21 protein-coding genes are annotated in these 24,877 nt (G+C 63.5%); 11 read left to right on the top strand and 10 right to left on the bottom strand.

The window, feature by feature from the left end:
* Positions 1–73: 73 nt before the first annotated feature.
* From KHO30_RS21055 to KHO30_RS21045, 3 genes are all read right to left on the bottom strand, one after another.
* Positions 74–790: a DUF2968 domain-containing protein gene (locus KHO30_RS21055; RefSeq protein WP_211702158.1), complete on the bottom strand. Its 717-nt coding sequence runs from the start codon at positions 788–790 to the stop codon at positions 74–76.
* A gap of 377 nt (positions 791–1,167) precedes the next feature.
* Entirely contained in the window at positions 1,168–2,679 is a 1,512-nt protein-coding gene (locus tag KHO30_RS21050; protein WP_211702155.1) for a gamma-glutamyl-gamma-aminobutyrate hydrolase family protein, read from the bottom strand.
* Positions 2,680–2,806: 127 nt separating this feature from the next.
* The gene (locus tag KHO30_RS21045) at positions 2,807–4,564 is read right to left on the bottom strand and encodes a cation:proton antiporter (RefSeq protein WP_093639165.1); all 1,758 of its coding nucleotides are present in this window, start codon (positions 4,562–4,564) and stop codon (positions 2,807–2,809) included.
* Between the two features lie 209 nt (positions 4,565–4,773).
* Between KHO30_RS21045 and KHO30_RS21040 the strand changes: the two genes are divergently transcribed.
* The 10 genes from KHO30_RS21040 (at position 4,774) to guaD (ending at position 17,948) form a co-directional block, all read left to right on the top strand.
* Entirely contained in the window at positions 4,774–5,460 is a 687-nt protein-coding gene (locus KHO30_RS21040) for a DUF2848 domain-containing protein (protein ID WP_372450303.1), read from the top strand.
* Positions 5,461–5,467: 7 nt separating this feature from the next.
* Complete coding sequence (locus tag KHO30_RS21035) at positions 5,468–6,820, top strand: MFS transporter (protein ID WP_211702150.1); 1,353 nt, start codon at positions 5,468–5,470, stop codon at positions 6,818–6,820.
* Between the two features lie 148 nt (positions 6,821–6,968).
* Positions 6,969–7,649: a GntR family transcriptional regulator gene (locus KHO30_RS21030; protein ID WP_054037259.1), complete on the top strand. Its 681-nt coding sequence runs from the start codon at positions 6,969–6,971 to the stop codon at positions 7,647–7,649.
* A gap of 109 nt (positions 7,650–7,758) precedes the next feature.
* Entirely contained in the window at positions 7,759–9,138 is a 1,380-nt protein-coding gene (locus KHO30_RS21025) for an amidase (RefSeq protein WP_211702147.1), read from the top strand.
* 135 nt (positions 9,139–9,273) lie between these two features.
* Positions 9,274–9,783, top strand: a complete 510-nt coding sequence (locus KHO30_RS21020) for a disulfide bond formation protein B (protein WP_097390115.1) — start codon at positions 9,274–9,276, stop codon at positions 9,781–9,783.
* A 414-nt stretch (positions 9,784–10,197) separates the two neighbouring features.
* Positions 10,198–11,745, top strand: coding sequence for a xanthine dehydrogenase small subunit (gene xdhA, locus KHO30_RS21015; protein ID WP_211702144.1), 1,548 nt, complete (start codon positions 10,198–10,200; stop codon positions 11,743–11,745).
* Positions 11,745–14,204 (top strand): xanthine dehydrogenase molybdopterin binding subunit, encoded by a 2,460-nt coding sequence (xdhB, locus tag KHO30_RS21010; RefSeq protein WP_211702143.1) that lies wholly within the window; start codon positions 11,745–11,747, stop codon positions 14,202–14,204. Before xdhA ends, xdhB begins: the two co-directional genes overlap by 1 nt.
* A 127-nt stretch (positions 14,205–14,331) precedes the next feature.
* Positions 14,332–15,345, top strand: coding sequence for a xanthine dehydrogenase accessory protein XdhC (xdhC, locus tag KHO30_RS21005; protein WP_175050982.1), 1,014 nt, complete (start codon positions 14,332–14,334; stop codon positions 15,343–15,345).
* Positions 15,346–15,442: 97 nt separating this feature from the next.
* Positions 15,443–16,495, top strand: a complete 1,053-nt coding sequence (locus tag KHO30_RS21000; protein ID WP_200618140.1) for an adenosine deaminase — start codon at positions 15,443–15,445, stop codon at positions 16,493–16,495.
* 106 nt (positions 16,496–16,601) lie between these two features.
* On the top strand, positions 16,602–17,948 hold the full coding sequence (guaD, locus tag KHO30_RS20995) for a guanine deaminase (protein WP_200564676.1): 1,347 nt from the start codon (positions 16,602–16,604) through the stop codon (positions 17,946–17,948).
* A 124-nt stretch (positions 17,949–18,072) separates the two neighbouring features.
* Here guaD and KHO30_RS20990 read toward each other — a convergent pair whose 3' ends face one another.
* A complete protein-coding gene (locus KHO30_RS20990) occupies positions 18,073–19,326 on the bottom strand; it encodes an NAD(P)/FAD-dependent oxidoreductase (RefSeq protein WP_211702140.1) in 1,254 nt (417 codons plus the stop codon).
* A 103-nt stretch (positions 19,327–19,429) separates the two neighbouring features.
* On the opposite strand from KHO30_RS20990, the gene KHO30_RS20985 reads away from it, so the two are divergent.
* On the top strand, positions 19,430–20,158 hold the full coding sequence (locus tag KHO30_RS20985) for a class I SAM-dependent methyltransferase (protein WP_211702137.1): 729 nt from the start codon (positions 19,430–19,432) through the stop codon (positions 20,156–20,158).
* Positions 20,159–20,251: 93 nt separating this feature from the next.
* Here the strand turns inward: KHO30_RS20985 and KHO30_RS20980 are convergent, their stop codons facing one another.
* The 6 genes from KHO30_RS20980 to KHO30_RS20955 are packed head-to-tail and all read right to left on the bottom strand — an operon-like array spanning position 20,252 to position 24,869.
* Positions 20,252–20,698, bottom strand: a complete 447-nt coding sequence (locus tag KHO30_RS20980; protein WP_211702135.1) for an excinuclease ABC subunit A — start codon at positions 20,696–20,698, stop codon at positions 20,252–20,254.
* Between the two features lie 53 nt (positions 20,699–20,751).
* On the bottom strand, positions 20,752–21,174 hold the full coding sequence (locus KHO30_RS20975; protein WP_211702132.1) for a signal peptidase: 423 nt from the start codon (positions 21,172–21,174) through the stop codon (positions 20,752–20,754).
* Between the two features lie 35 nt (positions 21,175–21,209).
* Positions 21,210–22,439, bottom strand: a complete 1,230-nt coding sequence (locus tag KHO30_RS20970; RefSeq protein WP_211702129.1) for a beta-ketoacyl-[acyl-carrier-protein] synthase family protein — start codon at positions 22,437–22,439, stop codon at positions 21,210–21,212.
* Entirely contained in the window at positions 22,436–23,662 is a 1,227-nt protein-coding gene (locus KHO30_RS20965) for a beta-ketoacyl-ACP synthase (protein ID WP_200618134.1), read from the bottom strand. The genes KHO30_RS20970 and KHO30_RS20965 overlap by 4 nt, the downstream gene beginning before the upstream one ends.
* The gene (locus tag KHO30_RS20960; protein ID WP_093639119.1) at positions 23,662–24,387 is read right to left on the bottom strand and encodes a 3-ketoacyl-ACP reductase FabG2; all 726 of its coding nucleotides are present in this window, start codon (positions 24,385–24,387) and stop codon (positions 23,662–23,664) included. Before KHO30_RS20960 ends, KHO30_RS20965 begins: the two co-directional genes overlap by 1 nt.
* Entirely contained in the window at positions 24,384–24,869 is a 486-nt protein-coding gene (locus KHO30_RS20955; RefSeq protein WP_211702128.1) for a hotdog family protein, read from the bottom strand. Before KHO30_RS20955 ends, KHO30_RS20960 begins: the two co-directional genes overlap by 4 nt.
* Between the last annotated feature and the right edge of the window lie 8 nt (positions 24,870–24,877).

Genomic DNA, 24,877 nt, shown 5'->3' with positions numbered 1-24,877 from the left:
CTCCGAAAAACGTGGGGTTGATCAGCGGTCTGAGCCCGGCCCTTCATGGCCGGGCTTTTTTACGCTCTTACGCCTACTTCTGTGTCGGCAATCCGAACTCGGTTTGCCGCTGCAACTGCATCACTTCGCCCTGTACCTGACGCAACTGCGCCTGTGCCTTTTCCTTTTCCGCGCGCAGCGCCGCCGCCTCGCCTTGCGCCTGCCGCTGGTAGTCGTTGACCTTGGCCTGCTGCGTGCGCGCGACATCGAGATCGGCCTGCAAGCGCTTCGCGCGTTCTTCCGATAACGCGATGATGTCTTCGATATACGCCTTCTGCGCCCGCAACTGCGTACGGCGAATCTCGACGTCCGCGAGTTGCGCCGTCTGCTGGACGAAACCTGCATAGACCGCTTCGGCACGGCCTACGTCTTCCGACTTGATTACGCGCCAGAAATGTTTGTCCTGAAAAAGCGCGACGTAGTACGTCATTTCCTGCGGATAGAAAAACAGACTCGCGCCGTAGCTGCCGTTATATGTGGTGCGCAATTCGCTCAGCTTCGCTTCGTGAATCATCTGCATCAGTTCGGCGACGTTGCCTTGCGCATCGCTGACGTTAGCCGGTGTGGCGGATGCTGCGCTACGCAGCGCAGCAGCGACCGGTTGCGGCGTGAGCGTGTTGATGGCCGGCCGCGTGCCGACGAGAGGCGCGGTTTCGTCGCTTTGCGCTGCCAGTACGAAACCACCATGCTGCAACAGCGCACACGAGGCCGCGAGCAACATGGCGCGCCGTACAATTAAGGGGTACTTCATACGTGCATGCTCCATGCAAATCCAAAACAGCCTTGGATTATCGCGCGGATTAGCTACTAAGCGAAGCATTCAAGTGCCTCGCTGACGGACTTTAAATCGAGATAAATCGATAACGAATGATTTGGCTGGATGGACGTATCCGTCGCGAAATAAAAGATTTCAGATAAGACAAAAACGCAACGATTTGACTCGCGCATGACGTCGTGCAGACGTTTCCCAATCTGCATGGCGTTCGCGCGAATCCAACATGAAGAAGTGCAGAAATATGGAGATAGGTAGCGTGATAACGAGCCGCCGCCAAACATGGCAGCGGCCCGTGACAATCGTGCTTGAAAGACCAGACTCGAAACTCGAAAGCGCAGCTTAAAGGCAAGCCCTTAAAACCGCGTTTCGCGCGCCACCCGCAGGAAGGTATCGAGCAACGGCGTGCAATCGAGCAGCTCCGGACCACCCGCGCGATGAAACTCCGGGTGCCACTGCACGCCCATCACAAACGGCGCACGCCGATAGCGCACAGCCTCGATGATGCCGTCCGACGCCGACACCGCCTCGATATTCAGATCGCGGCCAATGGTCTTGACCGCCTGATGGTGAATCGAGTTGACGATCGCCTCGCGCCGGCCCGGGAACATATTGGCCAGCGTCGAGCCATCCGGGAAATGAATGCTGTGCCGATGCTGATCGTAGTTCTCGTTGACGTGCGCGCCGGCAGTCGGCACATCAGTGGCGATGTCCTGATACAAGGTGCCGCCGAACGCCACGTTGATCAACTGGCAACCACGGCACACGCCGAGCACCGGCTTGCCCGACTCGATGAACTCATGCAGCAGCTCAAGTTCGTACATGTCGCGCACGCGGTCGCCCGGCCACTCGGGACTCGTCGCCTGTTCTGCGTACGATTGCGGCGAGACGTCCGCGCCGCCTTGCAGCAGCAGACCGTCGAGATGCTTCGCGTAGTCGCGCAAACGGATATTGCTCGGATGCAGCATGCCCTGATGGCCGACCGTCGGAATCATGAACACCAGCACATCGCGCGACATCACCCAGTGCGCAATCGATTCCTCGAGGTATTGCAGCGTCTTCCCCCGCAGTCCCTTCGCGCCCGGTTCCGGGTGAAAGATACGCGCCGACACGCCGATGCGCAGCGTGCGCTGCGTGATCCGTTGGCCCGCGCGATCGAACAGCTGACGCGCGCGCGCCGCGATGATGCGGCCGAACACGGTCCACGCCGAATCGCTTTGCTTCAGATAGCGCGGCGGCGAAGGCGGCAACGCATTCGGCGGCGGCGGGTTCGTTGCGGTGAAGTCAGGCGCGGCGCCGAAACCCGGCGGCGGCGAGCCGGCTCGACGGGCGCCAGCGGCCGCGTCTTCCGCTTTCTCCTCGTTTGCGGTGAGGGCAGCTTCGTCGGCCGGAGCGCTCAATTCACCGGCGAGCGGTTCGCTGCTCCCGAGCGTGCTGGGGCGTGTAACGGGACTCTTGTAGACCTGTCCCGCCTTGCGTGCCGCGCGCTCGTGAACCTCGGCCTCCTGCTGAGCAGTCGATGCAGCCGCTGAACTGCGTGCTTCAGCCGCGTCGCGTTGCCGCGCCGTTTGCGCATCGGTGGGGGTGACGGTGGATGCGCTGTCAGGGTCGTCGGTCGACGACCTCGCCGCGGCCTCCTCGGCAGCCGGCGATGCAGCCGACGGCGTGACCACGTCCTTGATCGGCGACTGGATGGAATCTTCGTGGGAAAGCGGTAACGTGGCCGCCGGTTCAGGCGGCAAGACGTCGGACTTCGACGCGCCGGGAGTTGCGCCGGACGGTGTTGACGACGTCGAGGGCGTTGGCGTCGCCGAAGGCGACGAAGGGCTGCCGGGCTTACCGGCGTTTTCAGGTTTGTTTTCGCTCATGACAGTCAGACAGGCGCCTTCCACGCGAACGAATGAATATGCCCTGATTATCCTCTAGCACGGCAAGCCCGGCAAACCCGCACACAATTGCTCACATTGTTGCGATTCAGGACGCAGGTCGTCTAACTCAAGGATCCGGCTGTTCTTCGAACGTTTCGCGCAGGGCGATCTGCATCGCGGCGTGGATTTTCACACACCAGCGCCACACCAGCGCCAACAGTAGCGCAGCGCACACCAGCACGACGGTCAGGAGGCCCGTCGGCGGCAAGATGCTGCTGGAGAGCGCCGCGACCAGCAAAAACACGCCGACCATCGAGACCACCGGCACCAGATCGGAGATCGCGTAACGAATCGCGCTGGTGAAGCGCCCCGCTGTCGCCGGCTGCACGCTCACCTCGGCGAGCAGCAACGCGAGCGACTTGGTCTTGCGATAGACCGCGACCAGGAACGGCATCGACAGCACCAGCGCGATGCTCCATAACACGACGCGCTGCATCGGCTCGGAGCTCATCCAGTGCGCGAGCAAGGTGCTGGTGTGAGGCGCGCTATACGACACGATCAGGAAAATCGCCGCGACCAGCGCGAGATTGACGGCGATCTGCAAAACGATCCGCCGCGTCATACCGAACAACGTCGGCTCGCCGGTTCCGGTACTCAAACTACGCAGCCATTGCCCGTACATGCCGAACACGTTGACTAGCGTGCGTGGCATCGCCTGCCCGAGACGCTGCGTCAGCGGATCGGCGGCACGAATCAGGTAAGGCGTGAAAAGCGTGGTCAACGCGGAGACGGCCACCGCGATCGGATACAGAAACGCGCTCGTCACCTTCAAGGTCAAACCGAGCGACGCGATGATGAACGAGAACTCGCCGATCTGCGAAACGGTCATGCCGACCCGCATCGCCGTGCGCCCATCTTTGCCTGCGAGAAAAGTGCCGAGCCCGCACGACACGATCTTGCCGATGATCACCGCCACCGTAATCACCGCAATCGGCCAGGCATAGTCGACCAACACGGCCGGGTTCAGCATCAGGCCGATCGTCACGAAGAAGATCGCGGAAAAGGCGTCGCGCAGCGGCGCGATCAGGTGCTCGATCCGATGCAGATGGCGCGACTCGGCCATGATCGCGCCGATCAGGAACGCGCCGAGCGCAATGCTGTAATCGAGCTTCACCACCAGCAGACAGAAGCCGAAGCAGAAGCCGAGCACCGAGACCAGTAGCATCTCGTCGCTCTTGGCGCGCGCCACGTAGTTCAACGCGCGCGGCACGAGCAGAATGCCCACCACCAACGACACCGTCATGAAGAGCAACAACTTGCCAAGTGTCACGACGGCGACGCCCGCGCTCAACTGCCCTGTCTGCGCGATGCCGGAGAGCAGCACCAGCATCGCGATGGCGAGAATATCCTCGACGATCAGAATCCCGAACACCAGTTGCGCGAAGCTCTCGCGCTTCAGGCCCAGTTCGGAGAGCGCCTTGACGATGATGGTCGTCGACGAGATCGCGAGAATCGCGCCGAGGAACAGCGAGTCCATCGAACTCCAGCCGAACGCGCTGCCAATCTCGTAGCCGATCCATAGCATCAGCACGATTTCGGAGAGCGCCGCGACGATCGCCGTCGCGCCGACCTTGAACAGCTTGCGCAGGCTGAATTCGAGTCCGAGCGAAAACATCAGGAACACCACGCCGAGTTCACCGAGCGTCTGGATGGTCTGCTCGTCGTGGATCAGTTGGAACGGCGGCGTGTACGGCCCGATGATCACGCCCGCCGCGATGTAGCCCAGCACCACCGGCTGCTTCAGGCGATGGAACAGCACGGTGACGACGCCGGCGAGCGCCATCACGACCGCCAGATCCTGAATGAAGCCGATGCCGTGATGCATGGATATGTCCCTTACAAAAAGTAATGTCTCAAAAACGCAGTGTAACGTACTCGTGCGGCGCACCAAATCGCGCAAAAGCCGAAAGGACGTGGGGTTGGCCGGATCGCTAACCTTACGGCGGGGCCGTTGACCCGAGACTTTTTTGACACGCTGGACACCTGTGAAATATCACAATAATATTTGCCGCATATTTTCTTGGGAGTCGAGTGATGCAGGTGTCCTTCAATGTTGTAGATCGTTCCGGCGACAGTCGCGCCGATATCGTCGAAGTGAATCGTCTGACGATCGCCGGCTGGGCCGGGCGCGATCAGGCGGCGATCGAGCATCACATCGCCGAGCTGGCGGAACTCGGCGTGAAGCGGCCGTCGACCACGCCCTGCTTCTATCGCCTCGGCGCCGAACTGCTGACGCAGGCCGAACTGATCGACGTGGTCGGCGTGAAGTCCAGCGGTGAAGCCGAGTGCGTGCTGGTGCGCTCGAAGGCGGGGCTACTCGTCACCGTCGGCTCCGACCATACCGACCGCGAAGTCGAGGCCTACGGCGTCACCGTCTCCAAACAGGTCTGCCCGAAACCGGTCGCACGCGACGCATGGCGTTTCGACGATGTCGCCGGTCACTGGGATCAACTCGAACTGCGCGCCTTCGCGGTGATAAAGAACGGCGAGCGGCGCGTCTATCAGCAAGGCAGCGTCGCGTCGCTGCTGCCGGCCGCCGATCTGCTGGAACGCGCACCCGTGGCAGAAGGCGCCGCGATGTTCTGCGGCACGCTGGCGGTACAAGGTGGCATCGTCGGGATGGCCGACGGCGACGCGCTCGAACTCGAACTGCACGACCCCGTCCTGAACCGCACACTGCGCCACGCCTATCGCGTGCACGCGTTACCTATCGTCGAATGAGGCACCCATGAATCCCCCTTCGCTATCCGCCGACGCCGATGCGTCTTCCGACGCGTGGCTCGAAGCCGCCGCTCTGCGCAAGATCACCTGGCGCATCATGCCGTTCCTGTTTCTCGTCTACGTGTTGTCGTACCTGGACCGCGTCAACATCGGTTACGCGAAGCTGCAGTTCACCGGCGACCTCGGCCTTTCGAACGCGGCGTACGGACTCGGCGCGGGGATCTTTTTCTTCGGCTATTTCGTGTTCGAAGTGCCGAGCAATCTGCTGTTGAAGAAGTTCGGCGCGCGCGCCACCATCGCCCGCATCACGATGCTGTGGGGGCTGCTGTCGTGTCTGATGATGTTCGTACGCTCGGAAACGATGTTCTACGTGCTGCGCTTTTTCCTCGGCGTCGCCGAGGCCGGGCTGGTGCCGGGCGTGGTGCTGTATCTGACCTTCTGGTTTCCGTCCGACCGGCGCGCGCGGATGGTCGCCGTGTTCATGGCGGCAATTCCGGTGGCAGGGATCATCGGCGCGCCGTTGTCGGGCTTTCTGATGTCGGCGCTGCATGAAGCGCACGGCTTGCGCGGCTGGCAGTGGATGTTCCTGATCGAAGGAATTCCGTCGATCCTCGCCGGCTTCTGGGCGCTCGCCGTGTTGCGCAACACGCCCGGCGAAGCCGCCTGGCTCACCGACGACGAAAAGCGCGTGATCCTCGGCCGCCTCTCGCGCGAAAACACGGCGGCGGCAGCGGCCGGCGCCGAACAGAGCCTGGCGGTTGCGTTGCGCTCGGGCCGCTTCTGGCTGCTGACGCTGATCTACTTCTGCCTCGTCACCGGCAATGCGGGTTTTTCGTTCTGGCTGCCGCAGATCGTCAAGGACCTCGGCGTCACGAATCTCGTCACGAACGGCTTCGTCACCGCGATTCCCTATCTCGCGGCGGGCATCGGCATGATCCTGATCGGCCGCTCGTCGGATATCACGGGCGAACGACGCTGGCATTACGCCGTATGCTGCTTCATCGGCGCGGCGGGCCTGCTCGGCAGCGCCTCGGTGACCAACTCGATTCCGCTCGCCGTCACCGGTTTGTCGATCGCCTATATCGGCATTCTGGCGGGCTTCGGCATCTTCTGGTCGATGTCCACTACGTTCCTGCAAGGCACCGCGGCCGTGGCCGGCATCGCCGTGATCAACTCGATTGCGAATCTGGCCGGCTATGTGAGCCCGTATGTGCTCGGCATCGTGAAGGATGCGACGCATAGCGTGACCTTCGGGCTGGTGCTGATCGCGGGAGCATTGATCGTCGGCGGGCTGGTCACGTTGATGATGCCGCGCGTCAAGGTGCAGCATGCCGCGGCGGTGACGCCGAGGAGCGCCTGACACGCCAGGATTTCCGTGATTGCTGTGACGTGTGAGAACCAAGCACGCGTCATGCGCAAACGGCGCCGGGTGAGCAACCGTCCACCCGGCGCCGTCCGCGCAAAACCTTGCTCTACAATGCGGACGACACCGCCCGCACCTTCTTCACATGACGCTTTTGCAGACTGCCCGCCGTTCCAGTGCCCCCCGCGAAACCGCCTCGGCGAGTCTCGCCGAGCAGGCCTATGCCTTCGTCAAGCGCGAGATCATCACGATGCGTTTGCGGCCGAGCGAGGTGCTCAACGAAGCGGAATTGATGGTGCTGACGGGCATCGGCAGAACACCGGTACATCAGGCGCTGCACCGGCTGGTGCACGAAGGCATGCTCACCATCATGCCGAGAAAGGGCATCATGGTCCGGCCGGTTTCGCTCGACGACGTGCTGGCGATCATCGACGTGCGGCTCGTCAACGAAAGCTACTGCGTCGAGCTGGCCGCGCGCCATGCGCAGCAACACGATTTCGACGCGATGCAGGCCTTGCTGGACCGCTCGTCGGTGTGCGTCGCCGCGCATGATATCGAGGGCATGATGGATATCGACCGCGAGTTTCATCTGGCGATTTCGGCGGCGTCGCGCAACCCGGTGCTGGCCGACATTCTGCGTGGGCTGCATGAACGCTCGCTACGCTTCTGGTTCATTTCTCTGTCCGAGCCGCATCATCTCGAAGACGTCCACGAAGAACATCTGGAGCTGTTTCGCCTGCTGCGCGAACGCGATGCCGAAGGCGCCCGCCAATCGGTGCAAAAGCATATCGAAGCGTTCCGCGCGACATTATTCAACCGGATTTGACTGACCCCGAACGCGGGCCCGGCTGCGCAGTCAGCGGGAACCCGCTACAAAGTGAACTCAAGCTAACCGCGCATTTAACCGCGCATCTAACCTGGTCCTTCCCGACATCATGGCCACCGAATTCACGCCCTTCCCGCCGCTAGCCCAGCTTGCCGCCGACCTCGCCGCGGGCCGCACCACCAGCCGCGCGCTCGTTGAAACCGCGCTCGAACGGATCGCCGATCCGGCGGGCCAGGGTGCGGTCGCTTTCATGCACGTCGACGCCGACAGCGCCCGCGCCGCCGCCGATGCGCACGACCGCCTGCGCGCCGCCGGCACCGTGCTCTCGCCGCTCGCCGGGATTCCGGTGTCGGTCAAAGATCTGTTCGATATCGAAGGCCAGCCGACCCGAGCGGGTTCCGTGGTGCTGGCCGACGCGCCCGCCGCCAAGGCGGACGCGGTCGCGGTTGCGCGCCTGAAACGGGCGGGCGCGGTGATCGTCGGGCGTACCAACATGAGCGAGTTCGCGTTTTCCGGGCTCGGCCTGAACCCGCACTACGGACATCCGCTGTCGCCGTATCAGCGCGGCGTGAAAGGCGACGAGCGGATTTCGGGCGGTTCGTCGTCGGGGGCGGCGGCGTCGGTCGCAGACGGCATGGCCGCCGTCGCGCTCGGCACCGATACCGGCGGTTCGATTCGCATCCCGGCTGCGCTGTGCGGCCTGACGGGCTTCAAGCCGACCGCTGATCGTATTCCGAAGCAAGGTGGCATACCGCTTTCGTCCACGCTGGATTCGTTCGGGCCGATCGGCGTCTCGGTGGCGTGCTGCGCGCTGGTCGACCGCATGCTGGCCGGGCTCGAGCCGCGCATTCCGGCGGCCCGGCCACTCGAAGGCGTGCGCCTTGGCGTATTGACCAATTTCGTGACCGACGGCGTCGAGCCGGCAGTCGCCGCCGCGATCGATACTGCCCTCAAGCATCTGGAAGCGGCCGGTGCGATCGTCACGGAAGTGCGCTTCGCGCCGCTCGACCGTCTGCCCGAGATCAACCGCTTCGGCTTTTCGCCGATCGAAGCCTATGCATGGCACCGTCCGCTGCTGGAAAAGCACCGCGATCAATACGATCCGCGCGTGCTGGTGCGCATCCTGAAAGGCCAGCCTGCCAGCGCCGTCGACTATCTGGACCTGCTCGCCGAGCGCCAGGCCATGCTCGACGAAGCCGCGCGCACGCTGTGGCAGCGTTTCGACGCGGTCGTCGCACCGACCGTGCCGGTGGTCCCGCCGCGCGTAGCCGACCTGATCGACGACGATGAAGCATTTGGCCGCACCAACGCGCTGATCCTGCGCAACCCGAGCGTGTTCAACTTCCTCGACACCTGCGCGCTGTCGCTGCCTTGCCATCTGCGCGGCGACGCGCCCGTCGGCCTGATGCTGGCAGGCGCACCGCACACCGACGACGCCTTGCTGGCCATCGGCCGCGGCGCTGAGGCGGTGCTCACCGCGATTCGCTGAGTGGGGCGCTAAACGGGACACGGAGCAGACGCCGAGCGAGGATTGCGCCTTAAAAGCGTGATAAGCGCCAGGGCGGGGGTTCGCGCTAGAATCGCGGGCACCTGCCCTTTCCGTTTCCAGACAGCCACACGACCCATGAATAACGACAATGCGATGCTGCGCCGCGAGCGCTCCCTGCTGGTTCTGCTTGGCCTGATCTGCGTCGGCCTCGTCGCCGGCGCGTTGTATCTGCAATACGGCTTGCACGAAGACCCGTGCCCGCTGTGCATCATCCAGCGCTATTTCTTCCTGCTGATCGCGATTTTTGCATTCCTCGGCGCACGCTTTAACAGCTGGCGCGGCGTGCGGCTGCTGGAAGTGCTGGCGGCCCTGTCAGCTCTGGGCGGCATCGTGACTGCCGCGCGGCACGTGTATGTGCAGGCCAATCCGGGCTTCAGCTGCGGCTTTGACGCGCTGCAGCCGGTGGTCGACAGCTTGCCGCCCGCGCAGTGGCTGCCCGGCGTCTTCAAGGTGGCAGGCCTCTGCGAAACGGCCTATCCGCCTATTCTCGGCCTGTCGCTGCCGACTTGGTCGCTGGTGGCTTTCGTCGTCGCTTTCGTGCCGCTGGCGCTGAGCCTGGTCAAGAATCGCCGCCGGATCGCCTGAGCCGGCTGTTCCGGCCGCTCCGATCCGGAATAGCCGGCCTCACGCCGGCCTTTGCCCCGCCTGCCAGGGCGGTTCGAAGGCCGGCGTTTTCACATCCGCTCCGGCCCCGTAAATTCGGCCAGCCCCTCTCTCCTGCCGCTCGCGAGTCAGCACCCGGCCTCCATCATTCTCCGCGCTGCCCCACCCTGCCTGGTTTTCCCCCGATCCGCCACGCTTTAAGCAACTTCCCGCCGCGGCGCGAATCGTATTAATTACATGACTGCTTCCGAATAAGCTTCATGCGGGTTGGGAAATCTTTTCGGGACAAGGTAATGCTATCTTCGGAACTGGATGGCGATCTACGTGCGCGAGGCCGGCTTTGGCGCGACCCCATGCGTAACGCGCGCCCGGTCCGCACTGTCTTTCGGATTCGCCATGACAACGCAAACCATCCGCTTTTATCACCAGGGGTCCGTCCGTGAGGTCGCGGGCGTCCCGGCGACGCGCACCGTGCTTCAGCACCTGCGCGAGGATTTGCATTGCACGGGCACCAAGGAAGGCTGCGCGGAAGGCGACTGCGGCGCCTGCACGGTCGTCATCGGCGAACTGGATGCACAAGGCGGACTCGCGCTGAAAGCGGTCAACGCCTGTATTCAGTTCCTGCCGACGCTGGACGGCAAAGCCCTCTTCACCGTCGAAGACCTGCGCGCCGCCGACGGCGCCCTGCACCCCGTCCAACAGGCCATGGTCGATTGCCACGGCTCGCAGTGCGGTTTCTGCACCCCCGGCTTCGTGATGTCGATGTGGGCGCTGTATGAAAACCAGCCAGCCGCCGCCGGCCTGCCCACCCGCGATGAGATCAACGCCGCGCTGTCCGGCAATCTGTGCCGCTGCACCGGCTACCGGCCGATCGTCGATGCGTCGCAGAAGATGTTCGACTATCCGCAATATCCACGCGTGACGCTGGACCGCAAGGCGGTTGCAGACAAGCTGCGTGATATCCAACGCCGTGACACCTTCGAGTACAGCGCACCCGATACGCGTGGCGCCGCGTTCGGGTCACCCACATTCCATGCACCGGTCTCGCTCGGTGCGTTTGCCAAATTGCGCGCCGAGCATCCGCAAGCGCGCCTCCTGGCCGGCAGCACCGACGTCGGCCTGTGGGTCACCAAGCAGTTCCGCGATCTCGGCGACATCCTCTACATCGGCAACGTCGCCGAATTGAAGACAATCGAACGAGATGCGCAGACGCTGACGATCGGCGCCGCCGTCACGCTCGAAGACGCCTACGCGGCGCTCGCCGCCGATTACCCCGAACTGGCCGAACTGTGGACGCGCTTTGCGTCGCTGCCGATCCGCAATGCCGGCACACTCGGCGGCAACGTCGCGAACGGCTCGCCAATCGGTGATTCGATGCCTGCGCTGCTCGCGCTCGACGCCGAAGTCGTGCTGCGCCACGGCGCCAAAACTCGCGCGCTGAAGCTCGACGCGTTCTACCTCGGCTATCAGAAAACCGCCCTCGCGGCAGGCGAATTCGTCGCCGCGCTGCGCGTGCCGCGCCCGGCGCGCGATTTACGCTTCCGCACGTACAAAGTGTCAAAGCGTTACGATCAGGACATCTCCGCGGTGTGCGCCGCATTTGCGCTGCACATCGGCGAAAACGGCGCGATCAGGGACGCCCGCATCGCGTTCGGCGGCATGGCCGCGACGCCCAAACGCGCCGCGCAAACCGAGGCCGCGCTGATTGGCGCAACATGGAACGAAAGCACCGCGCGGCAAGCGATGAACGCACTCGTCGCCGATTACCAGCCGCTCACTGACATGCGCGCCTCGAGCGCCTATCGACTGAAGGTGGCGCGCAATGTGTTGTGGCGCTTCCACCTCGAAACGCGCGATGACGCGCCGCTCGCCCTCTTCGACGTGAATGCGTTCGCGTACGAAACCGGCGCGCCCGACGCGGCCGTTGCGAAGGAGTCGTCGTGATGAACCGGACCGATGCTTTCGTCGAACATGCTGCGCACCAGGCTGACAAGCACGCCGCCATTCAGGAGAGCGATACGGCGATCGGCATCTCCTTGCCGCATGAATCGGCTGCGCTGCATGTGAGCGGCGAAGCCACCTACACCGACGACGTCCCCGAATTGCAAGGCACGCTGCACGCAGCGCTTGGGCTGTCGCGGCATGCGCACGCGCGGATCGTGTCGCTCGATCTGGACGCTGTCAGAAAAGCGCCTGGCGTGATCGCCGTGCTGACCGCCGAAGACATCCCTGGCGAGAACAATTGCGGACCTGTGCTGCACGACGATCCGATTCTCGCTGTAGACGAAGTGCTGTATCTCGGCCAACCGGTGTTCGCGGTGATCGCCGAGAGTCATGAGCTCGCGCGGCGCGCCGCAGCGCTGGCCAAAAGCGACGACGTCGTGCGATATGAACCGCTCGAGGTCGTCCTCACTCCCGCCGAAGCGAAAGCCAATAAGCAATTCGTCCTGCCGCCGCTGCATCTGAGGCGCGGCGAACCCGATGCGAAAATCGCCGCCGCGCCGCATAAAATCCGCGGCACATTCGAAGTCGGCGGCCAGGAACAGTTTTATCTCGAAGGCCAGATCGCCTACGCCGTGCCGAAGGAAATGGACGGCATGCTCCTCTACAGTTCGACGCAGCATCCGAGCGAAATGCAGCAGGTCGTTGCGCATATGCTCGGCTGGCCGGCGCACAACGTCGTGTGCGAATGCCGGCGGATGGGCGGCGGCTTCGGCGGCAAGGAATCGCAATCGGCGGTGTTCGCGTGCGTGGCATCGCTGGCGGCAAAACTGCTGCGCCGGCCGGTCAAACTGCGCGCCGACCGCGACGACGATTTCATGATCACCGGCAAGCGCCACGACGCGGTCTACGAGTACGAAGCAGGCTTTGACGATAGCGGCCGCATCCTCGGCGCGCGCGTCGAAATTGCCTTGCGAGCCGGCTATTCCGCTGACTTGTCCGGTGCGGTCGCAACGCGTGCCGTCTGTCACTTCGACAACGCGTACTACCTGTCCGACGTCGACATCGTCGCGCTGTGCTGCAAGACGAACACGCAATCGAACACCGCATTCCGCGGCTTCGGCGGCCCGCAAGGCGCGCTGGTGATGGAAGTGATGCTCGACAGCATCGCACGTCAATTGCACTGCGATCCGCTCGACGTGCGGCTCGCCAACTACTACGGCATCGGCGAACGCGACACGACGCCGTACGGACAGCGCGTCGACGACAACATCATCGCGCCGCTAACGAATGAGTTGCTTGCAACCAGCGACTACCGCGCGCGCCGCGAAGCGATCGCCGCGTTCAATGCAAAAAGTCCGGTGCTAAAACGCGGCCTCGCGTTCTCGCCGGTGAAGTTCGGCATCTCGTTCAACGTGCCGTTTCTGAATCAGGCCGGCGCGCTGGTGCACGTGTACAAAGACGGTTCGGTACTCGTCAATCACGGCGGCACCGAAATGGGCCAGGGGCTGAATACGAAGGTGGCGCAAGTCGTCGCGAACCAGCTTGGCCTGCCGCTTTCCCGCGTGCGCGTGACGGCGACCGATACGTCGAAGATCGCCAACACCTCGGCGACCGCCGCCTCAACGGGCAGCGACCTGAACGGCAAAGCCGCCGAAGCCGCTGCGCGGACCATTCGTGACAGGCTCGCCACACTCGCGGCGAAGCAACTCGGCGGCAGCGCTGATGCAGTGGAATTCGCCAGCGGTGAAGTGTCGGTGAACGGCGGTGCGATGCCATTCGAGCAACTTGTCGCCGCCGCGTATCTGGCGCGCGTGCAGTTGTGGTCGGACGGGTTCTACACGACGCCGAAAGTGCACTGGGACGCAAAAACGCTGACCGGTCACCCGTTTTATTACTTTGCGTACGGTGCGGCCGTGTCGGAAGTGGTGATCGACACGCTGACCGGCGAATGGAAACTGGTGCGCGCGGACGTGTTGCACGACGCCGGCCAATCGATCAATCCGGCGATCGATCTCGGCCAGGTGGAAGGTGGCTTCATTCAGGGCATGGGCTGGCTCACCACCGAGGAATTGTGGTGGAACCGCGATGGCCGCCTGATGACGCACGCGCCGTCGACCTACAAGATTCCGGCCGTCAGCGATACGCCCACGGCGTTCAATGTGCGGCTTTATCAGAATCAGAACGTCGAGCCGACCGTGTTCCATTCGAAGGCAGTAGGCGAGCCGCCACTGCTGCTGCCGTTCTCGGTGTTTCTCGCGATTCGCGACGCGGTTGCGGCCGCGGTGCCGGGTGCGGAAAACGCGCCGCAGCTTCGCGCACCGGCGACACCCGAAGCGATTCTCGACGCGCTGGACGTGTTGCAATCGCCAGGAGCGACAGCAGAACCCGCGACAGGACAATCGGCGGAACAAGCAACACAAGCGGCAGCGGCAGTCACAATCGCTTCCACGCCCGTTTAGCAATTTGATGAAGCGTTGAACGACGTTAAGCAACTTAAAACCTGGGCCCGACGCGACACGAACGCGTTGCGCCACACTCAACCGACCGCACGGACACCCCGCGCGGCCACGTATGGAGAACCGCCGGATGCAAGCCTGGCTACCTGACCTGCAACAACTGCTCGCACACGGCGACGCCGCCGTGCTGGTGACGGTCGCACGCGTCGAAGGTTCGGCGCCCCGCGAAGCCGGCACCAAGATGATCGTCACGCGCGATTCGGCCAAGCACACGATCGGCGGCGGACACCTCGAATGGAAAGCCATCGAGACCGCGCGCCAGGTGCTGCGCGACGGCATGCGCTCGCCGCATATGCGCCGCCTCGAACGTTTCGCGCTTGGCCCCAGTCTCGGTCAGTGCTGCGGCGGCGCCGTGATTCTCGCCTTCGAGCGCCTCGACATCGGCGACCTCGGCTGGATCACCTCCCTCGCGAAACGCGTGGCGGCAGGCCTTTCGACGGTGCGTAGCGTATCATTCGGCCCCGCACCGGATGCGGTGATGCTGTCCGACCCCGAGCCGGGTGTCGATGCCTCCGACTGCCTGCTGTGGGACGGCGCCGGCTTCGACGACAGCGGCGCGCTGCTCACCGAGACCATCGCGCCAGGCGACTTCCAGGTCGTGCTGTTCGGCGCCGGTCACGTGGGCGCGGCGCTGGTTCGCGTGCTGGCCACGCTGCCTTGCACCGTGCGCTGGGTCGACGAGCGCGACGCGCAGTTTCCGCCTGTGGAAACGCTGCATGCGCCGAACGTGAAGATCGATCCGAACGATGCACCCGACGAAGCCATCGATCAGGCTGCGCCGCACACGTACTTCATCGTGATGACGCACAACCATGCGCTCGATCTCGAGTTGGCCGAGCGCATTCTGCGGCGTGGCGATTTCGCGTTCTTCGGCATGATCGGCTCGCACAGCAAGCGCAAGCAGTTCGAACATCGGCTGGCCGCGCGTGGCATCGATCCTTCGCAGATTGCACGGATGAAGTGCCCGCTCGGCGTCGACGGTATCGTCGACAAGTCGCCGGAGATCATTGCGATCTCCGCGGCGGCTCAAGTGTTGCAGGCAGTGGAGGCGAATGCGGGCGCGCACGCGGCGCAGACGGTCTGATTTGTCGCACAATCGACCTGCCGCCCCAACGAGATTGCATCCTGTCCTGCATCCCGCATCCGGCGCGAACCGACTCTAAACTAAATGCTGACCGACCATGAATACAACAACCGCTACCCCCACGGCACTCATTGAGAAAGCCGCTCGCGCCCCGAAGGCCGAGTTGCACATCCATATTGAAGGCTCGCTCGAACCCGAGCTGATCTTCGCGCTCGCCGAACGCAACGGCGTGAAGCTCGCGTACGAGTCGATCGATGCCTTGCGCGCTGCGTATGCGTTCACCGATCTCCAATCGTTCCTCGACATCTACTACGCCGGCGCGAGCGTGCTGCTGCACGAGCAGGACTTCTACGACATGACGACGGCGTATGTCGAACGCTGCCTCGCCGATAACGTGATTCACAGCGAAATCTTCTTCGATCCGCAGACGCATACGGAACGTGGCGTGCCGATCGCAACCGTCGTCGCGGGCATTGATCGCGCGTTGGCCGATGCGGAAAAGCGCGGCATGACGAGCAAGCTGATTCTGTGTTTCCTGCGCCACCTATCGGAAGAAGACGCACTCGCCACGTTCGAAGAAGCGCTGCCGCTGTTCGAGCAGTACAAGCATCGCCTGATCGGCGTGGGTCTCGATTCGTCCGAACGCGGCCATCCGCCTTCGAAGTTCGAACGGGTCTTCGCGAAGGCACGCGCGCTCGGTCTGAAACTGGTCGCGCATGCGGGCGAAGAAGGTCCGCCGTCGTATATCTACGAAGCGCTCGATCTGCTCAAAGTGGACCGCGTCGACCACGGCGTGCGCAGTATCGAAGATCCGGCGCTGGTCACGCGCCTCGCCGATTCGCGCGTCGCGCTGACCGTGTGTCCGTTGTCGAACCTCAAGCTCTGCGTGTTCGACGACATGACCAAGCACACGCTGAAGGACCTGCTCGATCGCGGCGTAGCCGTCACGGTGAATTCCGACGATCCCGCTTATTTCGGCGGTTACGTGAACGCCAACTATTTCGCCACGATCGACGCGTTGAAGCTCAACGATGCCGAGGTCTACACGATCATCCGCAACAGCTTCGAAGCGTCGTTCGTCACGCCCGAGCAACGCAGCGAACTGATCGCGAAGCTCGACGCGCACTGGCACCCAGGCGGCCCGCACTGACGGGCCAATGAATGGCAGCCGGCGGCGGCACGGGTTCGTTTCACACCCAGAATCAAGCCGCCGTCTGCGCTGTTTAGCTCCTCACAAATACGGAGACGGTTTTTCCATGACTCAACCGACACAATCAGCGTTCCGCGCACAACTGCTGACCTTCAACGGCGACCCTGCGCAATCGCCCAACGCGGCGGTCTTCAACGAGGACGGTTTGCTGATCGTCGAAGACGGCCATGTTGTCGCGGCGGGCGCGTATGCAGCGCTCGCGTCGCAACTCGCGCCGGGCACCCATGTGCAGGAAATGCGCGACAAGCTGATCGTGCCGGGTTTCATCGATACGCACATCCATTACCCGCAGACCGACATGATCGCGTCGCCGGCGCCGGGTCTCCTGCCGTGGCTCGACACGTACACGTTCCCGACGGAGCGCCGTTTCACCGATCCGGCGTATGCGCGCGATACGGCGAGCTTCTTCGTCGAAGAACTGCTGGCTTGCGGCACGACCACCGCGCTCGTGTATTGCACGGTCCACAAGGAATCGGCCGACGCCCTCTTCACCGAAAGCGAAGCGCGCAATCTGCGCATGGTGGCCGGCAAGGTGCTGATGGACCGCAACTGCCCCGAGTTTCTGCGCGACACCGCGCAATCGGGTTACGACGACAGCGCCGAGCTGATCGGCCGCTGGCACAACCGTGGCCGCCAGATGTACGCGCTCACGCCGCGTTTCGCGCCGACCTCGACCGAAGCACAACTCGAAGCGTGCGGCGTGCTGGCGGGCAAGCATCCGGACATCTTCATCCAGAGCCACGTCGCCGAGAATACCGATGAAGTGAAATGGGTCGCCGATCTGTTCCCGGGCCACCGCAGCTATCTGGACATCTACGATCACTACGGCCTGCTGCGCCGCCGCGCGGTGTACGGCCATTGCATCTACCTCGACGAGGAAGACCGCAAGCGCATGGCGCAAACCGGCACAGTGGCCTCGCACTGCCCGACCTCGAACCTGTTCCTCGGCAGCGGCCTGTTCGACTTCGACAAGGCCGACGAAGCCGGCATGCCGATCGCGCTGGCAACCGACGTTGGCGGCGGCACCTCATTCTCGATGCTGCAAACGATGAACGAAGCGCATAAGGTCGCGCGTCTGACGGGTCATCATCTGACGGCCACGCGGATGTTCTATCTCGCCACCGCAGGTGCCGCTGAAGCGCTCGATCTGGCCGACAAGGTCGGCACCCTGAAGCCGAAGTCGGAAGCCGATTTCGTCGTGCTCGATCCGCAAGCCACGCCGCTGCTCGCGCGCCGTACCGCACGCACCGAGTCGCTCGAAGAACTGCTGTTCGCGTTCGCGCTGCTCGGCGACGACCGCGCGATCTATGAAACGTATGCCGCGGGCAAGCGCGTGCATCGTCGCGACGACGTGCGTCAGCATGCGCCGCGCGCGGCGAAGATCGCGGCCTGATTGGATTCGTAAGCCGACGTGTGAATTGAATCAGGCCTTTGAATAAAAAACGGCGCTTCCTTGAGGAAGCGCCGTTTTCTTTTGCCCATGCGGTGCAGCCCGACCAACGGTCAACGATCAATGGTCACGCGTGAGTGCACACGTCGTGCAACGCATTCAAGCGCCGCACCGGATCGGCGACATATGGATTCGACTCATCCCACGCATAACCCGCCAATACCGCGCTGATCATGCGGCGGATCGACGGCGTCTGGTCCGGATAGAAAATGATGTCCTGCAGTTCGCCCGTGTACCAGCGTTCGACAAACGCGCGGAAGGTATCGATCCCCTTACGCAACGGCACGTCGTAAGCAGCCGACCAGTCGACCTGCTCGCCATTCAGTTGCCGGTTCAACGTCTGCACCGCGAGATGCGCGGAACGCAACGCGATCGTTACGCCGGACGAGAACACCGGATCGAGAAATTCGCCCGCATTGCCGAGCAACGCATAGCCGGGTCCATGTAGACGCTCGACGTTCGCCGCGTAACCGCCGATATGACGCACCGGCATCAGGAACGGCGCATTGCCGATCAACGGCCCCAGTGTCGGCTCCTGCTGGATCAACGCCCGCAGTTTCGCGTCGCGCTCGGCTTCCGGCACATCGAGGAAACTGGCCTCGGCAACGCATCCCACCGACGAACGGCCACCCGCCAACGGAATCATCCAGAACCACACGTCGCGGCGCTCCGGGTGCGTCGCCACGCAGATCTTGTTGCGATCGGTCACGCCGACCGGAATGCCATCGCGTACGTGCGTAAAGATCGCGGCACGTGTCGGCATGCGCGTAGGCGCTTCGAGGTTCAGCAAACGTGGCAGCACGCGGCCGAAACCGCTCGCGTCGAACACGAAGTGCGCCTCCACTTCATACGCGTTTTCCGCTTCGTCGATCACGTCGAGTACCGGCTTGTTGCCATTTTCACCGGTTTGCATCGCGCGCACCGTGTGACCGAAGCGCACGTCGGCGCCCTGCTGGGCCGCGCAGCGAATCAGAATATCGTCGAACACCGCGCGCTCGACCTGGTACGTGGTGCCCCACCCCGGCGAATGCTTATCGCGGAAGTCGAACGCCGACGACTGGCCGCGGTGAATGAAATGCGCGCCGTTCTTGTACTGGAAACCGGCTTCGACCACCGCCTGCAGCATGCCCGCCTCTTCGAGGTAGGCCATGCTTTGCGGCAGCAGACTTTCGCCGATCGAGAAGCGCGGAAAATGCTGGCGCTCCAGCACCAGCACCGACCGGCCCGACCGGCGCAGGAGCGCCGCCGCGACTGCGCCTGCCGGACCCGCACCAATGATCGCTACGTCGACGGTTATGCGCTTTGACGAATGTGTACTCAAGGTTGCCTCAATCGTTTGCTTGCACTGAACAGCATTACGCTGCATCCTTACTTTTCGTTACAATTACGCTTCACAGCAAGAACAAATTTCGTCGGAGTCCAGCGTGTCGCCATCCGAAACATCCAGCGTGCCTTTCGTACCGGAAACGGCCTTCGGAATCTGGTTCCTGCGCACCTACACGTGGGAACATCACGTCCTGCGGGTCGCGATCAACGACCTCAAACGCCTGATCGACGCGCCCTTGCCTGCAGCGCCGGTGATCGTCGACGTCGGCTGCGGGCAAGGCATTTCATTTCACCTGCTTGCCGACGCGTTCAAGCCGCGCCGCCTCGTCGGCGTCGATTTTCACGAACCGTCGCTGGCGCTTGCCGCCAATGCAGCGCGCGCGTGCCGCGACAAGGTCGCCGATATCGACGTGCTGCACGGCGACTGCGCGCAATTGCCGCTGCCCGATGCCAGCGCCGACATCGTGTTCTGTCATCAAACCTTCCACCATCTCGTCGAGCAGGACCGCGCACTCGCCGAATTCCGCCGCGTGCTCAAACCGGGCGGCATCCTGCTGTTCGCTGAATCCACCGACGCGTACATCAAATCGTGGGTGATCCGGCTGCTGTTCCGCCACCCCATGCACGTGCAGAAAAGCGCCGACGGCTACCTCGACATGATCCGCCGCGGCGGTTTCCGCTTCGAGCAGCGCAACGTCTCGCTGCCGTATCTCTGGTGGAGCCGCGCGAAAGACTTCGGGCTCCTCGAGCGCCTCGGCCTGTACCACCCGCAACCTGGCAAGCGTCGTGAAACGCTGGTCAATGTCGCTGCAGTCAAGGCAGACTGAATTTCGCCAGTGCGGTGGTATACCCCCGCACTGGTAAGCATCACGACGTACTTATTTGCACGCTTGTTTGCACGCTCAACACCACTTCGGTGATCATTTGCCGCGCAGCGTCACCACATCGCCCTTCAGCGCCACACCAGCAATTACCGCGCCCGCGCCACACGTGAACTCCGTCGCGCTCTCACGCACTTCATTCTTGTAGTTGCTCTTGATGTTGATCACGGCGTTCCCGCCTTCCTTGCGCGCGCGTTCCTGCAACTCGATCACCGCTGAAAGGAACACGTGCTGGCACGCTGCCAGGTCGCTTTTGCCGAAGGCATTTGTCTTCTTGTTGGTCGCGAATTCACCGATCGTTTTGAGCACGACCGGATGCTGCTGGCCCGCGAAATACAACGCGATGTCGTCGCTGACCTTGCCCGGTTCGCTTTGCAGCGCCGGCGCAACCGGATAGTTATCAACCGTGTCGCGGGCAAAGGCCTGAGTAGCGCTCAGCGTGGCGAGCGAAGCGAACAGCGCGGCAAACAGCAGATTGCGTTTCATCGAGACTCCTGAGTGGTTTTTGTTGCTTTAGTGAGTTCTAAATTCGATTCGACCTAGTTCGCTTCCAGTACGACGAGCTGGCCGCTCACGGCGATGGCCGCCGCGCTCGGGCTCACGCCGCAGGTGAAGTCGGTCGACGAGTTGCTCTGGGTGCTATGAAAACGTGTCGATACGTCGATCACGGCGTTGGCGTTGCGTTCGCGAGCTGCCGCGCGCAGCTTCTGCACGGCTTCGGCAAGCGCCTCATGACATGCATCGTCGGGACTTGCCACCTTGCGCGCGATCCGCACCGAGTAGGACACGTCGCCAAGCCTCTCCGTCACCGCCGGGTGGCTCTGCTGACCGAAATACACCGGCACGCCCCCGCGTGACTGACCGCCGGCCGCCGCGAGCGGTACCGATTTAACATCTGTGGCGCATCCCGCTTGCGTCAGCACCACCGCCGCCAACGCACCCAGCACAAAAACTCTTTTCATTTTTATTGCCCTCGTTTTTTAAAATCGCGGCCGGTTCAACCGCCCTGCCACCCTTCAAATATCAGGCTTGCGCAACTGCCGCCGAACCCGAATGAAATCGACATCGCCGAACCGATGCGAGCGTCGCGCGTTGTGCGCACGAGCGGCATGCCGTCGACGCCCGGCTCCGGCGTCTCGATGTCCGTCGTCCCCGCGATGAAACCGTCGCGCATCATCAGCAAGGTGTAGATCGCCTCGTGCGCGCCGCAAGCGCCGAGCGGATGTCCGGTCATGCCTTTGGTCGACGAGAACGCCGGGACTTCGTCGCCAAATACGGCAGTCAAGGCGCGCAATTCCTCGACGTCGCCAAGCGGCGTAGACGGTGCATGCGTGTTGACGTAATCCGGGCGCTTGCCCGCTTCGCCCAACGCGCCACGCATCGCCCGCGCGATGCCGGCCGCATGCGGCGTGACCATGCCCGCGCGGTCCGTGCAGTCGCCGAAACCGGTCAGCTCGGCGTAAATGCGGGCCCCGCGCGCCAACGCGTGATCGAGCGATTCGAGCACCAGCACGCCGCCGCCCGAGGCGATCACGAAGCCGTCGCGCGCCGTGTCGTAGGGACGCGAAGCACGCTGTGGCGTGTCGTTGAAGCTACGCGACAGTGCGCCCATCGCGTCGAACATCAACGTCATGTTGTCGTGCAAGGACTCGCTGCCACCGGCCAGCACGATCTGCTGGCGACCGGTCTGGATCAACTGCATCGCCTGGCCGATCGCGAGCGCCGACGTCGTGCACGCCGACGATGGCGAATAGCTCACGCCCTCGAGACCGAACACCTGCGCGACGTTGGCCGACGCGGTGCTGCTCATCGCATGCGGAACCGTATACGGCGGCACTTTATCGACGCCGCGGGTATTCGCAATCGACATGGACACGTCGTAACTCGACATCGTGCCGACGCCCGAGCCGATCACCGTGCCGGCGTGCGGCAAGCGCAAGGCGGCGAGGTCGAGCCCGGCATCGTCGATCGCTTTCTTCGCCGCGTGGCATGCAAAGCGCGCGGTGTCGCCCATGAAGCGTTCGAGCTTGCGATCGAACGGCGGCTCCTGCGCGACCGAGGCGACGCCCGCCACCTGCGAGCCGAAGCCGCGCTCACGCCACGCGTCGATTCGCTCGATGCGTGAGCGGCCCGCGCGCAGCGCGGCGGACACGTCGTCGAGCGTATTGCCGAGGCACGACACGATCCCCATGCCGGTGACGACCACGCGTTGCAGCGGCACGCTCATCGAACGCGCCTGAAAATCAGCGACGTGTTGATGCCGCCGAATGCAAAGTTGTTGCTCATCACATGTTCGGCGTCGATCTCACGACCCGTGCCGACGATGTAATCGAGCGGCGCGCAGGCCGGATCGACGTTCTCCAGATTCAAGGTTGGCGCATACCAGTTGCGCTTCATCATCTCGATGGTCCACCACGCTTCCAGCGCACCGCATGCACCAAGCGTATGGCCGACATAGCTCTTGAGCGAGCTCATCGGCATGCGCGCGCCGAAGGTCTGCGCGGTTGCATGGCTTTCGGCAATGTCACCGCGGTCCGTGGAGGTGCCGTGCGCATTCACGTAGGCAATCGCCTCGGGCGGCAGTTGCGCATCTTTCAGTGCAAGCTGCATGGCCAGCGCCATGGTTTCGGCGGTCGGCTGAGTCATATGTGCGCCATCCGAATTGCAACCGAAGCCAACGATCTCCGCATGAATCCGCGCGCCGCGCGCCACCGCGTGTTCGTATTCTTCGAGCACCAGCGTCGCCGCGCCTTCGCCGACCACGAGGCCGTCACGCGCGGCATCGAACGGACGCGGCGTGAGATGCGGCTCGTCGTTACGCGTGCTGGTGGCGTACAGCGTGTCGAATACCGCGACCGCCGGGCCCGACATTTCCTCCGCGCCGCCCGCCAGCATCAGCGTCTGCTTGCCGCTCTGAATCGCTTCATACGCGTAGCCGATCGCCTGGCTGCCCGATGCGCATGCGCACGAGGTCGGAATGATCCGCCCTTTCAGATCCCAGAACAGGCTGACGTTCACCGCCGTGGTGTGCGGCATCATCTGCACGTAGCTGTTTGACGTGACGTCGCTCATCGAGCCGGTTTCGAGCATCGTGCCGAATGCGCGAATCGGCTGCACCGAGCCCGACGACGAGCCATAGGCGACGCCCATGCGGCCATCCTTGATGCTGGTGTCGTCGGCGAGGCCCGCATCGGCGAGCGCCAGTTCGCTCGCGCGCACCGAGTACATCGACACCGGCCCCATCGAGCGGGTTTTCTTGCGCGGATAGTGCGCGGGCACCGTGAAGCCCGGCAACGGGCACGCGAGCCGCGTGTGCAGCGACTCGAAGTAATCCCACTCGGGCATGCGGCGCACCGCGTTCACGCCGCTCTTCAGGCGCGCTTCGATTGCGTTCCAGTCGTCACCGAACGCCGTGACGCCCCCCATGCCGGTAATGACGACGCGCTTCATCACACCATCCCACCATTGACGCCGATCACCTGACGCGTGACATACGAAGCCGCATCCGACATCAGGAAGCTAACCACGGACGCCACTTCGGCAGGCTGGCCGACGCGGTTCATCGGCACCGTCTTCAATGCCTGTTCGAGCGGCATGTCGTCGAGCATGCCAGTATCGATCAAACCCGGCGCGACGCAATTGACGGTGATGTTGCGCGTCGCCAGTTCGACGGCGAGCGCCTTGGATGCACCGATCAGGCCGGCCTTCGCCGCGCTGTAGTTGACCTGGCCGCGATTTCCCATCACGCCGGAGACGGACGCGATCGTGACGATGCGCCCGCCCTTCTTCGCCCGCACCATCGGCATGGTCAGCGGATGGACGACGTTGTAGAACGAGTCGAGACCGGTTTCGATCACGATGTCCCAGTCTTCTTCGGTGAGCGCGGGGAACGCGGCGTCGCGCGTCACGCCCGCACTGCAGACGATGCCGTAGTACGCGCCGTGCGCCACGACATCCACTTCGAGCACTTCACGGCACGCGGCGCGATCGCGCACATCGAATTGCAGCACGCGCGCCGTCCCGCCTTGTGCGGCGATGCCCGTTGCCACGGCTTCGGCTTCGGTGCGACCCGTGCGGCAATGCACCGACACCGCGAAACCGTCGGCGGCCAACTTGTACGCAATCGCGCGGCCGATGCCGCGGCTTGCGCCGGTAACGAGAACACGCCGGCTCATGAACTGAAACTCCCTTCGATGAATGACTGAAAATCGCGCGGCTGAAAGACCTTGATGACCGCCTCGGCGCAACACACGTCGCCATGGTGGATCGTGCATTCGTAGGCGCCGTGGCCTTCTTCGCTGCGCAGTAATTCTGTTGCGTGGATCAGTAACTGGGCGCCGCCGGCGAACGACGGCTGCAAAGCGCGATAGCTGCGCGAGCCGAGCAGCACACCGGGGCGCGCCTGACCGCCGCCGCGCATGGCCAGCAGCGCGACGTGCGCGGCGATGGTCTGCGCCATCAGCTCGATACCGATCCACGCGGGCATCGCACCGTCTGCGTCGGCATACCAGGCGTCGGCATGGACGGTCGCGCGCGCGCTCAGTGCCTCTTCGCTGAACGTACTCACGGCATCGATCAGCAGCATGGTGCCGCGATGCGGGATGATCGTTTCGATCGGTTGCAGGATGAGATCCTGAATGGAGGGCGTCTGGGTCATCGCGCGCG

It is taken from the genome of Paraburkholderia aspalathi (assembly GCF_905220735.1).
GTDB lineage: Bacteria > Pseudomonadota > Gammaproteobacteria > Burkholderiales > Burkholderiaceae > Paraburkholderia > Paraburkholderia aspalathi.
This window is presented reverse-complemented; position numbering and strand designations above follow the sequence as displayed.